A 12,772-nucleotide genomic window follows, 5' to 3' on the forward strand; every position below is an offset into this window, starting at 1 on the left:
CCCATAACCCTTGCGATGAATCCCACTGGGTGAGCTGCTTGAGGGAAAACCTCACGATCAGTTCTTATGGGGAGGGGCTGGAAACGGACCGGGTTTGCCGCGCACCGCGCCAGTTCCTTACCCGCCAAGGCATGTTCCAGCGACGCGAGTCGGTGCTGCAAAGCGAGATCCGCACCCTGGGTCATCCGCGGGCCGCGCTGCTGGGTTTTACCGTCGCGGTGCTGGCGTACAACGTGCTGGCCACGCTCAAGCGCAGTATTGAAACTGCCCATGCTGCAGCCGATGAAACCGGTGCAGCGCCACCCGAGGTCTCGACGTATTACCTTGCCTTGCAGATTCGCAGCCAGTATGAGGGCATGCTCATCGCGCTGCCGCCGAACGAATGGTCGCACTGGAGCGATGCTACGCCCGATGTGATTGCCGGCAAACTGCTCGAGCTGGCCCACTGCGTCGATCCGGCCCAGGTACGCACGCGCAGGCGTGGCCCCAAGACCCGCAAACCCGCACCCTATGTCGAAGGCGCGGTAGCCCGAGCCCATCACAGTACCGCCCGCCTGCTTAAACGCGCCAAAGGCGGGACATCTTGATCAAGACCTTGAAAGGGCTGCCTTTTAGAACTGGTGGCGAATACCCACCATCGCACCCGTTTGATTTACACCGGGCAATGGGTTAGATGCCGGTGGGATCACACCGCCATCAATCGTGTACGCTCCGTTGCGCTGATTGAACACGCGACCCGCAGTAACATAGACAGAAGAGCGCTTGGACAACAGGTACGTCGCACGCGCTGCGATCACGGAGGCTCCCGCGGAACTGCCACCGTTCACTGATATGTGTCCGAACTGGGCATCCAGAGCAACTTGCGGAAGGGGGAAATAGGTCCCGCCAAGCCACCAGTAGTTGCTGACCGCATCGGAAAGGGTCGGCGTCTGCACCCCGTGATTGATTCGATGCAGGAATCCCGCACCGATAGTCGAGGTACCAAATTTCACGTACCCGTCGATAACCGCACGTGTATCGGTTTGCGCAGTCTTGGGCAGGGGCGAGCCGACCCCGCCACCACCGTAGTTGCGGTCAAAGGCCGTCGCCACACCCCAAGTCGCCGCTTCATATTTCACCATGGCAGACATCGACTTGCAGGCCCGCCAGTCCGTCGGCGATTGCCCAGCGCATCCGCCGGCCGGCACGGGATCTACCGCGTCACGCCCGAACGAATACGTGGCGCCCACGGTCAGCCCTGATCTTGTGAAGGTATAGGCGACAGCGTTGTCGAGTCGCGGTTGAGCCAGGTATGGGTCCAGATCTCCGGCTGCATAGACATTCGGCCCCATCGTGTCACCCGGCATGGCCCAATAGATCTGGGAGTATTGCCGGCCCGCGGTTAACGTCCCCCAACGCCCAGAAAGCCCGACATATGCCTGCCGGCCGAACAGGCGGCCACCTTGATTCAGTGCGCCAGTCGACGGGGCGAAGCCCGACTCCAGGACAAAAACCGCGCTAAGGCCGCCACCCAGATCCTCTTTACCGCGGAGACCCCATCTCGAGGGTATCGATCCCGTGAGCGTCGGCATACGTACCACACTGGACTTTTGGGGACCGACATTTGTCACATACTCAATGCCGGTATCGATAATCCCATACAAGGTGACAGAACTCTGCGCCTGGGTTACCGCCGGCGCGCATACAGCAAGAAACGAGAGTCCCCAGCAAGCCACCTGATGCCGCGAAAAACCACGTCCCACCCGCTTCAACCCTGAACTCATCATCTGTCTCCCCCTGGTTAATTGCTTCCACGGAAGATAATTTTTTATCGTCTTCCTTGTCAAATTATTTGACGTTGGGAGATACCCGCACCCCATCGAACCAGGCCCATCTTGATCGCATATGACAAGTTTATTTCGTCACAAAATGTCTGATTTTTATAGGATATTTTGTCTCATTGGCGTTTTCCCTATCTCGACATTTGATGAGTAAAACATCATCTTCCATGGAAGATGTAATTGATCAGTGCGATCAACTTCGCAGGAGTACGTTGAAAAATGAACGATTTGGAAGACCGGCAGACAACTCTCGATCATGGTGTCGCGCCATCACCGAGCCCCACGGCTGGCTCAACAATGACCGGGGCAACGGAACATGTCCGCGAAGAGGACCGTGCCCGTCCTCGCTTTGCCTGGAACGACGACTACGCGCTCGGCCATCAGACGATGGACGAGACTCACCACGAGTTTGTGGTGTGCGTACATACGCTGCTGACAACGGAAGACGAAAATCTCGGGAGCGCACTCGAAGCATTTGCCGACCATGCGCGTCGCCACTTTGACGAAGAGGACGCCTCGATGCGCGAGACGGCCTACGGCTCAGCGGGCTGTCATATCGATGAGCACGCTAACGTGCTGCACTCGCTCGACAAGGTACGGGCTATGTTGGCCGAGGGACGTACCGACGTTGTGCGTTCCTTTGCCCGCGCGCTGGTGGACTGGTTTCCGGAGCACGTGCGTGTGATGGACCAGGGTTTGGCGCGCTGGCTGATTCAGCGACGGCTGGGCGCCTCGCCAATAGTCATCCGGCGTCGACTTCAGGTTGCCGCCTGACACGCTGTCCTCACTTTACTCAAGTATCTGTCATGAACAACCAATCATCCCCTTTGGACACGTTGCTGCAGGTCAAAGTCATCGCCAGGACATGGCTGGCCGACGACATTTCCGGCTTTGATCTCTCGCCATTGTCGGACGGCGACCTGCCGGCCTTCGAAGCCGGCGCGCACATCGATCTGCATGTGCCTGGCGGCCCCGTGCGTCAGTACTCCTTGTATGACTTGCCGGGTGAATCGCCGCGCTACCGGATCGGTGTGCTGCGTGATCCCCAATCCCGCGGTGGTTCCGTCAAGCTTCTCGATAACGTGCAAGCCGGCGATACGCTCACGATCAGCGCCCCGCGCAACCACTTTGCTTTGCACGACGATCAAAAAGACCGGTCGATCCTGTTCGCGGGTGGTATCGGCATCACGCCGATCTTTTGCATGGCGCAGCAACTGGCGCGCGAACACCGCCCATTCGAAATGCACTACTGCGGTCGCACGCTATCGCGCATGGCCCTTATCGAACGCCTGCAGCAGGCGCAATTCGACGAGGAGTCGCAGGTACACATGCACGTCGACGACGGTGCCCCTGATCAGCAGCTCGATGCCCGCACCGCGATAGGCGCGCCTTCATCGGACAAGCACCTGTATGTGTGTGGGCCCACCGGCTTCATGGATCACATTCTGCAGACCGCGCGCGAACTCGGTTGGGACGAGGCACATCTGCACCGCGAATATTTCGCTGCGGCACCCATCGATTCGTCGGGCGACGAGCGGTTCGAGATCGAGATTGGCAGCAGTGGCCAGGTCATCGAGGTTCACGCGGATCAAAGTGCCGCACAAGCTCTGCTCGACGCCGGCTTCAACCTGCCGCTGTCCTGCGAGCAAGGTGTCTGCGGCACCTGCATGACCAAGGTGCTGGCCGGTGAACCTGACCACCGGGACCTTTATTTGACGGACGACGAACGGGCACGCAACGACACCTTCATGCCGTGCTGCTCGCGCGCGAAGACTTCCCGGCTGGTGCTCGATCTTTGAGGCCATCAGTCACCCACTGCCAAACATCGTAGCGAGGGATCGACATGTTGAACAAGCAAGATAACGAATTGATGTGCCGTGTTGGCGCCGGTACCGCCATGGGTGATGCGATGCGCCGCTTCTGGTTGCCCGTGATCCAGTCGTCGGATATGCCGGAGGCGAATGGCGATCCGCAGACCATTGAACTGCTGGGTGAGCGGTTTGTCGTGTGGCGCGACCAGCAAGGCCAGCCCGGCCTCTTTGCAGAGGGTTGTCTGCACCGCGGCGCATCGATGCAATTGGCCCGCGCGGATGGCGACGGCCTGCGCTGCATCTACCATGGCTGGAAATTCGCGGTGGATGGAACTGTCCTTGAAACGCCTAATGTCGAGGACCCGAAATTCAAGCAACGGATCAAGGGCCGAACCTACCCGGTGCGCGAAGTGGGCGGCATTGTCTGGGGCTATCTGGGTCCGAAGGATGAAGAGCCGCCGTTCCCGCATTGGGCCTTCATGGATCAGCCGGACGTGCACCGCATCAACGCCCGCGCGGTCATCAACGCCAATTATGTGCAGGTGATGGAAGGTCTCGTCGATTCGTCGCATCTGACCGTTCTGCATAGTTCCGCACTGGCGAGGACTAACGACTCCGATCTCGACTACGCGAAGAAGACTTCGCATATGCAGTTCGACGCGGCTCCCAAAATCGAGGCAGACGAGACGGACTTCGGCTTCCACTACGTAGCCATCCGCGAAGGCCAGGGTCAGCGTATCGCACGCGTCACCTCGTTCATCGCGCCTTGCTTCATCGCCAACGCGAACGGAGATGTCTGGCTTGCGATCGTTCCGATCAGCGACGAGCGCTGTTTCCTGTACCACGTGTGGTGGGATGCCGAAAAACGCATTGGCGAAGAACCGTTGCGCAATGAGCAACTCACGTTCGTGGGCCTGGACGACCCGACGCTGCGCAAATACGGCATGACGATCGACACCTGCGACTCTCCGACCGCCATGTCGGTTGCCAATGGCTACCGCCAGGACCGCGCGCAGCAGCGCAACGGCCACTTCACGGGGTTTGACGGCATCACGCAGGAAGACGCCGCGTGCAGCGTGTCGAGCGGTGCGATTCGCGACCGGTCGCAGGAGATGCTCTCCACCGCCGACCTCGCGATCAGCCGTCTTCAGCGCTGCTTGCTGTCCTACGCCCGGGCGGCCCGTGACAAGCAGGAAATACCCGCGCTACGAGCGGACGCGGGCAGTGCAATTGGCGTGTCCGGTGAAATCGGTGCTGGCGAAGACTGGCGCACTCTTGTTCCCCACCATCGGATCGTTTCGTCTCATGGCGCGCGCGCAGAGCGCAGCCAATAACGAAAGTCAATTAAGGAGCTTTATATGTTGAGCCACAAAGACAACGAGACTCTCTGCCGTGTCGGCCCGGGCACGCCGGGCGGCGCCTTGATGCGACGCTACTGGCACCCCGTGTGCGCCTCGGTCCAACTGCCACATCCGGACTGCGCGCCGCTGCGAGTCCGCCTGCTCGGCGAGGATTATGTCGCCTTCCGCGACACCGAGGGCAAGGTAGGTTTTCTGGAAGAGCTGTGCATGCATCGCGGCGCGTCGCTCGCGCTTGGCCGCGTGGAAGAAGGCGGTATCCGCTGCCTCTATCACGGCTGGAAGTTCAGCGTCTCTGGTGCCGTACTGGAAACGCCGAACCACGCCGATCCGAAGTACGCGACACGGATGAAGGCACCCGCCTTTCCAGTGCGCGAGGAAGGCGGCGTCGTCTGGGCATATGTCGGCCCGCGCGAGTTGCAGCCGGCGTTTTCTCGCTACGCGTTCATGGATGCGGACCCGAAACACCGCGTCGTGCTGCGCGTCAACGTCCACTGCAACTATCTGCAACTGGTGGAAGGTGGAGAGGACAGCTCGCACGTCGGCGTTCTGCATACCAATATGGCGCGCCCCGGCTGGAAGGACGACGAGTTCACGCCGAACTCCGACGTAGTCAATCCCGCTGCGCTTGCGTCCAATGATCTGGAACCGGCTCTCAAGATCGAAGAGACAACCTTCGGTTTCCACTACGTTGCGTTGCGCAAGACAAATGATCCGAAAGTCCGGAACGCACGCGTGGTGCCATTCATTGTCCCCTACGGCCGCATCATTCCTGCTCCCGCGTTTCAGTTCACCGTCCTCGAGGTCCCTCAAGACGACACGCACACGAGCACCTACATCATCGTGCACGGCGACGCACCGGTGACTGAAGAGAAGATCATCGAGCTGCTCGGACTGAATGACCCTCGGTACTATGACCGCAAGAGTTGCCAGTTCACGGCAAGCGTGGCGGATATGTTCGGCCAGAACCGCGAACTGATGAAGGAAAACTGGACAGGCTTGCGCGGCGTCGAGGTAGAAGATGCAGCGATCGGGCTGTCTCAGGGCCCCCTCTACGATCGCTCGCGCGAACATCTGGTGCCCGCCGACCAGGCCGTCGTGCGCGTACGCCGTGTGCTTCTCGATGCCGTCAAGCGTGTGGCGGAGAACCAGCAACCACCCGCGCTCGGACTCGACCTCCGTGGCGTGAGCGCCTGCGATCGGGAACTCGTGGAGGGTACAGCCTGGCAAGAGCTGATTCCGTCGCATCGCAACATCGTGACAGCCGAATAAGGATACTCACGTGACCGACAATACCCATCAAGATGTTCCGGACTACCTGTCCCTGCTGCGACTTGACGGTCGCGGTTTTGTGGTGCTTGGCGCGGGGCAGGGTATCGGCGAACAAACCGTTCATGCACTGGCGCAGGCCGGTGCTCGCGTACTCTGCGTCGACCGTGACGAGACGCTGGCACGGAAAATTGCAGAGACCGTGGACGGCATACCGTGCACGGCGGATGCAACATCTCGCGAAGACATGCAACGGGTGTTCGACACGGCGCGCCAGCACTTCGGCCGCGTGCATGGCGTCGTCGATATCATCGGCGTGGCGGGGCTCAAACCGCTCGCTGCCGTCGACGATGCGTCGTGGGACCAGCAATTCGATATCGTCGTCCGCCATGCCTATCTCGCGATTCAGATTGGCGGCGAAATGATGAAGGCCGATGGTGGCGGCACCTTTGCGTTCGTTGGCTCGCTCGCCGGCGAACTCGCGGTGCCGAACGAGGTTGCCTACGCATCCGCGAAGGCGGCATTGCATCACCTCGTACGCTGCGCGGGTGCCGAGTATGCCCCCCACAATGTGCGCATCAATGCAGTGTCTCCGGGCTTCGTCCGTACGCCGAGACTGAATCAGCGTCTGGACGAAGCGACCTGGACGAGAGTCGGTAACGCGATTCCGCTTGGACGGGCTGCCACGCCGGCAGAAATCGCAGGTCACCTGTTGTTCCTTGCGTCCGACCTGAGCGCTCATATGGCCGGTGAAATCATCGCTGTCGATGGCGGCCTTGGCGTCGTTGCCGCCATTCCCTCCATTACGTTCGCTCCCTCATCAACCCCGACTCCCTGAAAACCAGCGATGTCTTCTTCTCCTCAAAACCACATCCACCCGTCGCTTCGGGCTATCGCTGCAAACGCCGCAGCGAAACCTGGTATGGCGGAGGTGAGCCCCGAAGAGGCGCGCGCGGGCATGGCCGCACGCACCGCAGCACGTGAGCCCGGCCCTCATATCGACAAGGTTGTCGATTTCATAGTTCCGGGTCTCGACGCCGGCATCCCTGTACGCATCTACCATCCGAAAGACGCCACAGGGGTCACGATGGCCTTTCACGGCGGCGGATGGCTGATGGGCAATCGCGACAGTTTCGACGCGGTATGCCGCCATCTGGCCAACGACTCCGGACTGGCGGTGGTCAGCGTCGACTATCGCCTCGCGCCAGAGCATCCGTTTCCTGCGGCGTTGGACGATGTATGGGCCGCGACCTGCTGGGTCGCCGAATACGGGCACAAGCTGGGGCTTCCGTCCGAGCGTTTGACCGTGTTCGGCGAGTCGGCCGGCGGCAATCTCGCAGCAGCGGTATGCCTGCTGGCGCGGGAGCATGCCAAACCTCGCATTCTCGCCCAGGCACTCGTCTATCCGGCGACAGATGCCCGGCAGCAGGGGACCTCGCTATCCACCTACGCCGAAGGCTTCGTGCAGCGCAAGGTCGACGTCGAGCACGCATTTCGCACGTACGCTCTGGATCATGGTGTGACACCGACAACCTGGAAGCTCTCGCCGTTCCTCGCCGACGATCATGCGGGGCTGCCGCCGGCCATCGTTATCACCGCCGAGTGTGACGGCTTGCGCGACGATGGCGAAGCTTACGCACGGAAATTGGCCGAAGCGGGTGTTCCGACGACGTGCGTGCGCTACCTCGGCATGCTACATACGTTCTACAGTATGCGCGGTCAAGTCGACGCGGCGACCCTGGCTCAGCGCCAGATAGCCGACGCGTTGCGCCACGCGGTACAAGCGGCATAGCCATGCAAGCGCGGCGCCTCGAGCACGTCACTGTGTGCAGGCGCTGCGCCCTTCAGTTCGTAATCGGATCCTTTTAGCCTGCGCCCTTTAGCCAGGGAAGTCATCGAGATGAGCATCGCCGCCGCAAAGCGACCCGCGCCTCCCCCATCCCGCAAGCAGGCAGTAGCGGAGCACTCGAACGCTTCCGGGCCATCGAATGTCCCTCGTAACAGCCACGTTGAGTTCATTACGCGGCAATGGCAAAGTGAGCACAGCGAACTTAATCTTTCCAACTTCCTGCTCGCGATCTATTTCATGCGGCTCGGCACACTCGTGGAACAGGCGTTCGACAAAATGTGCCAGGGCCTGGGCGATATTAGCGGGTCCGACATGCGTGTGCTGCTGGCACTACGTCGCGGCGGTCACCCGTACGCAAAGCGCCCGACCGACTTGTATCGCGCACTACTCGTCACCTCCGGCGCAGTGACCAAAAAGATCGACCGTCTCGTGAAACTCGGCATGGTAGGACGTCAGGCAGACCCGAGTCACAACGGCGGTTTCATCGTCCATTTGACCAGGAAGGGCCTCGACATCGTTGAAAAGGCGATTGTCACGCTTGCGGAAGAGTCGTCGATCGCGCCTGCGATCGCCCGCTTTTCGGATGCGGAACGCGCCGCGGGCAACGAGTTCTGTCTGCGGACATTGGCCTTATTAGAAGAATTGGTGCCTCCAAAAATCTTGAAGAATCCGGCAATGCGTTGTTGAAGCCCCGTGTCAGAGGCGCGCAACGCTCGCCGCGCCATCGCGCACAAGCGTGCAGCCGAACGGATGAAAATATGGCACGATCACATCGTGCCATTGCCAAAGCAGGCGATCGCTGTGCTGAACGAATCGCAGTCAATTACCGGTAAGGGGCGCTACGTCTTTCCGTCCCCAGCCCGTCAAAAGACTCCCCATTTACATCGTGATGCATTGAGCAAAGCGCTACGGGAGATGAAAGGCATCATCGCATCCAGCCATGACTCGTAACCCTAACTGGCGGTAGCCGCCACATTGGCCCGCGCCTTATGCAATTTTTTGTAGCTGTCGATCAGGCGTTGGTGCCTATCGAGCCCCTCCAGTTTCATACTCGTTGGCGATAACCCGAAGAAGCGCACGCTGCCGTCCACCGACCCCATTACCGCGTCCATCCGGGCATTGCCAAACATCCGACGGAAGTTGAGGGCGTAGTCGTCCAGTTCCAGATCGTCATCGAGCAGCACCTCCAGCACCACATTCAAGGCCTGGTAAAACAATCCGCGCTCGACCGTGTTGTCGTTGTACTGCAGGAACGCTCCCACCAACTCTTGCGCAGCCTCGAATTGCCGCAAGGCGAGATGAATCAGCAGCTTCAACTCGAGAACTGTTAGCTGCCCCCAGTCCGTATTCTCGTCAAATTCGATGCCGATCAAAGTGGCAATATCGGAGTGCTCGTCCAACTCACTGTTCTCCAACCGCTCAAGCAGAGCAGCCAGGCCGGCATCGTCCAGGCGATGCACGTTCAAAATATCGGCGCGGAACAACAGCGCCTTGTTTGTGTTATCCCAGATCAAATCCTCTACCGGGTAAACTTCCGAATAATCGGGCACCAGAATCCGGCAGGCAACAGCACCCAGCTGGTCATACACCGCCATGTACGCCTCTTTGCCCATGTCTTCGAGAATGCCGAACAAGGTTGCCACTTCCTCGGCATTGGAGTTTTCACCCTGGCCGGAAAAATCCCATTCAACAAACTCGAAATTCGCTTTGGCGCTGAAAAAGCGCCACGACACCACACCGCTGGAATCGATGAAGTGCTCAACAAAGTTATTTGGTTCCGTCACAGCGTTACTGACAAAGGTGGGTTGAGGTAAATCGTTCAGGCCTTCAAAACTACGCCCCTGCAGCAATTCCGTGAGACTGCGTTCCAGCGCTACCTCGAAGCTTGGGTGCGCGCCGAACGAGGCAAAGACACCGCCTGTTCGCGGGTTCATCAAGGTGACGCACATCACCGGGTAAGTCCCACCCAGCGACGCATCCTTCACCAGCACCGGAAAACCCTGCTCTTCCAATCCCTGAATCCCGGCCAGAATGGCAGGGTATTTCGCCAGCACTTCGTGCGGCACATCAGGCAATGCGATTTCACCTTCCAGAATTTCGCGCTTTACCGCCCGTTCGAAAATTTCGGACAGACATTGCACCTGCGCTTCGGCCAGCGTATTACCGGCACTCATGCCATTGCTGAGGAATAGGTTTTCGATCAGGTTGGACGGAAAGTACACCACTTCGCCGTCCGACTGCCGCACGAACGGCAGCGAACAGATACCGCGCTCCACATTGCCGGAGTTAGTGTCGATCAGATGCGAGCCACGCAACTCCCCATCCGGGTTGTAAATCTCCAGGCAGTACGCATCCAGAATCTCAGCCGGCAGCGCATCCTTACGGCCGGGCTTGAACCAGCGCTCGTTCGGGTAATGTACGAACTCCGAGTTGGCGATGTCTTCGCCCCAAAACGCACCGCCATAGAAATGGTTGCAATTCAGGCGCTCAATAAACTCTCCCAACGCGGACGCCAACGCGCTTTCTTTGGTCGCTCCCTTGCCATTGGTAAAGCACATCGGCGAGTGTGCATCGCGGATATGCAGCGACCACACATTGGGAACGATATTGCGCCACGAAGCGATTTCAATCTTCATGCCCAAGCCCGCCAAAATGCCCGACATATTGGCGATGGTTTGCTCCAACGGCAGATCCTTGCCCGTAATATAGGTGCTGGCGTCAGAAGCCGGCTTCAACGTCAGCAAGGACTGAGCATCGGCATCCAGGTTCTCTACCTCTTCAATTACAAACTCGGGTCCGGCTTGCACCACTTTTTTGACCGTACAACGGTCGATGGAACGCAAAATACCCTGGCGGTCTTTGTCGGAGATGTCCGCCGGCAACTCAACCTGAATCTTGAAAATCTGTTGGTACCGGTTTTCCGGATCAACAATATTATTCTGCGACAGGCGGATATTTTCGGTAGGAATATTGCGAGTCACGCAGTACAACTTCACAAAGTAAGCTGCACACAGGGCCGATGAGGCCAGAAAATAATCGAAGGGACCAGGCGCCGAGCCATCGCCCTTATAACGGATAGGCTGGTCGGCCACTACCGTGAAGTCATCAAACTTGGCTTCAAGGCGTAGCTTATCGAGAAAGTTGACTTTAATTTCCATGGGGAAATTCCAAAAATGGTGCTCAAGACAAAATACAAAGCCCTGTAAAAAAACAGGGCTTTAATAGTCAATCGACTAGCGAATGATGTTTCCTGGCGGGGATTCTACTCCCACTTGATAGACAACCAGCCTGTGCGACTATCGTGCGCACAGGCTGAGTTCCGTTGTCGTCGCTGCCCATCGAATATCTGCGACCGGCCACGCCGTGGCAACGCGAGCGGCAAAACCACGCGATCTCGACGCCGGTCAGCGCTGCAGAATGAACGTCCGCTTCGGTCCCAACCCGCTTCACGTCCACCTGTCGACGCACTCCCGTACGAAAAGCTTGCTTTGCAGGCATTCAATCTCTGCAGCCGGCAATTGAGTCAACTGGAAACGCTTGTCACTTTTGCGGCCACAATATGTAGGAATCCTGCCATCACGATCGAGGAACGCCGACGCTAGCACACATTGCTTGAATTACTCGTCCACACTGGCGAGCAGTATCAGCAGGATCTCACTTGCGACCGCGAGTTGTTCCAGGTGATCGCGCTGGATGCGAAGGGTGTCGCTCAAAGCCGCATCACCGCAAACCGTGCGACGCGTCTTCTTGAAGAGTCCGCACAGATCGCAGCCGAAGCTCAAGCCAAAGCCCAGCCTACGATAACGAAGGTCAGCCAGCGCAAACAAAAGCCCGCCAAAGACACGACAAGCGCAAGAGCAAAAGCCGCCCAGCAACCGGTTGTCGCGCCGAACTGATACGCCAGGAGCGACGGCAAGTCGCATAGACGCGTTGAAGAGACCATTGACGCGTTGCTGCCAAGCGTGGCTGCGCGTCGATGCCCCTTTGACTGGACGCAATGAATGGATTGAGCGCCGAGCATCATCCGGCGGAACTTCATCTTGCTACCCGGCTCATGAATCATTGTCTGGTAGTGAACAGGATCTTCGCGGCGCATCTCATTGGCGAAAGTCATTACTTCGCGTCGGACAATACACCAGACATCCCAGCGCTCCCGGAACTGCGCGCAGGCCTCACGGCTACGGATCACTGGTACCTCGACTATGTAGGGAGGGTCACGCCGACCATGCTGTCCGAATCTGTACCCTTCGCGTTCACCGATGGGGACAACGGGTATATGACGCGTGAAGAGATGCTGACCCACGTCGTGACCCATGGCGGTTATCACCGTGGTGAGGTAGGGCGAATTCTGGTTCAGGTTTCCAACGGATCGGAGCAGGGCATTAAATTGCCTTGGGACACCTACGCCGTGCATCTGCACACAACGGAGCCCTCACGCCGGCTTCGCGGCAGAGAGCCCTTTTCAGAGGCAGTTGATATCGGGCAATAAGCGACGAATACCGCTGCGCTACGAAGTCGCATACCCAAGGCGTTCAAAAGCCCTAAGGCGTCCCCGTTCGACGCCTGAAACAATCGCCCCAAGCAATACAGCATCCGTCCCAGTCGTCGAGACCGCCGGCGTTGTAGTCCGGTAGCGCGCGTACCCTGCGGCGGCATTGTTTCGAC

The 12,772-nt window shown here is 59.0% G+C and carries 11 protein-coding genes and 2 pseudogenes; 11 read left to right on the forward strand and 2 right to left on the reverse strand.

The features are described 5' to 3' along the window. Positions 1-587: pseudogene (locus FSO04_RS36635) on the forward strand (hypothetical protein); the annotation flags it as partial. Between the two features lie 24 nt (positions 588-611). Here FSO04_RS36635 and FSO04_RS36640 read toward each other — a convergent pair. Next, the gene (locus FSO04_RS36640) at positions 612-1,763 is read right to left on the reverse strand and encodes a porin (RefSeq protein WP_154566376.1); all 1,152 of its coding nucleotides are present in this window, start codon (positions 1,761-1,763) and stop codon (positions 612-614) included. A gap of 276 nt (positions 1,764-2,039) precedes the next feature. Here FSO04_RS36640 and FSO04_RS36645 point away from each other — a divergent pair, with 276 nt between their 5' ends. From FSO04_RS36645 to FSO04_RS36680, 8 genes are all read left to right on the forward strand, one after another. Continuing rightward, positions 2,040-2,594 (forward strand): bacteriohemerythrin, encoded by a 555-nt coding sequence (locus FSO04_RS36645; protein WP_233465112.1) that lies wholly within the window; start codon positions 2,040-2,042, stop codon positions 2,592-2,594. Positions 2,595-2,626: 32 nt separating this feature from the next. Beyond that, complete coding sequence (locus FSO04_RS36650) at positions 2,627-3,619, forward strand: PDR/VanB family oxidoreductase (protein WP_154566377.1); 993 nt, start codon at positions 2,627-2,629, stop codon at positions 3,617-3,619. Positions 3,620-3,663: 44 nt separating this feature from the next. Next, the gene (locus FSO04_RS36655) at positions 3,664-4,965 is read left to right on the forward strand and encodes a Rieske 2Fe-2S domain-containing protein (protein WP_154566378.1); all 1,302 of its coding nucleotides are present in this window, start codon (positions 3,664-3,666) and stop codon (positions 4,963-4,965) included. A 24-nt stretch (positions 4,966-4,989) separates the two neighbouring features. Beyond that, positions 4,990-6,261, forward strand: a complete 1,272-nt coding sequence (locus FSO04_RS36660; protein ID WP_154566379.1) for a Rieske 2Fe-2S domain-containing protein — start codon at positions 4,990-4,992, stop codon at positions 6,259-6,261. A 10-nt stretch (positions 6,262-6,271) separates the two neighbouring features. Further along, entirely contained in the window at positions 6,272-7,096 is an 825-nt protein-coding gene (locus FSO04_RS36665; protein WP_168435969.1) for an SDR family NAD(P)-dependent oxidoreductase, read from the forward strand. An 84-nt stretch (positions 7,097-7,180) separates the two neighbouring features. Next, the gene (locus FSO04_RS36670; protein ID WP_154566380.1) at positions 7,181-8,050 is read left to right on the forward strand and encodes an alpha/beta hydrolase; all 870 of its coding nucleotides are present in this window, start codon (positions 7,181-7,183) and stop codon (positions 8,048-8,050) included. A 108-nt stretch (positions 8,051-8,158) separates the two neighbouring features. After that, entirely contained in the window at positions 8,159-8,794 is a 636-nt protein-coding gene (locus tag FSO04_RS36675; protein WP_154566381.1) for a MarR family winged helix-turn-helix transcriptional regulator, read from the forward strand. A gap of 6 nt (positions 8,795-8,800) precedes the next feature. Then, positions 8,801-9,058 (forward strand): site-specific integrase, encoded by a 258-nt coding sequence (locus FSO04_RS36680; protein ID WP_233465114.1) that lies wholly within the window; start codon positions 8,801-8,803, stop codon positions 9,056-9,058. Between the two features lie 2 nt (positions 9,059-9,060). Here FSO04_RS36680 and FSO04_RS36685 read toward each other — a convergent pair whose 3' ends face one another. Beyond that, entirely contained in the window at positions 9,061-11,265 is a 2,205-nt protein-coding gene (locus tag FSO04_RS36685) for an OsmC domain/YcaO domain-containing protein (protein WP_154566382.1), read from the reverse strand. Positions 11,266-11,517: 252 nt separating this feature from the next. Here FSO04_RS36685 and FSO04_RS36690 point away from each other — a divergent pair. Next, positions 11,518-12,003 (forward strand): annotated as a pseudogene (locus tag FSO04_RS36690) (hypothetical protein). A 101-nt stretch (positions 12,004-12,104) separates the two neighbouring features. Next, the gene (locus FSO04_RS36695) at positions 12,105-12,596 is read left to right on the forward strand and encodes a DinB family protein (RefSeq protein ID WP_154566383.1); all 492 of its coding nucleotides are present in this window, start codon (positions 12,105-12,107) and stop codon (positions 12,594-12,596) included. Positions 12,597-12,772 lie beyond the last annotated feature (176 nt).

Source organism: Paraburkholderia madseniana, from assembly GCF_009690905.1.
GTDB classification, from domain to species: domain Bacteria; phylum Pseudomonadota; class Gammaproteobacteria; order Burkholderiales; family Burkholderiaceae; genus Paraburkholderia; species Paraburkholderia madseniana.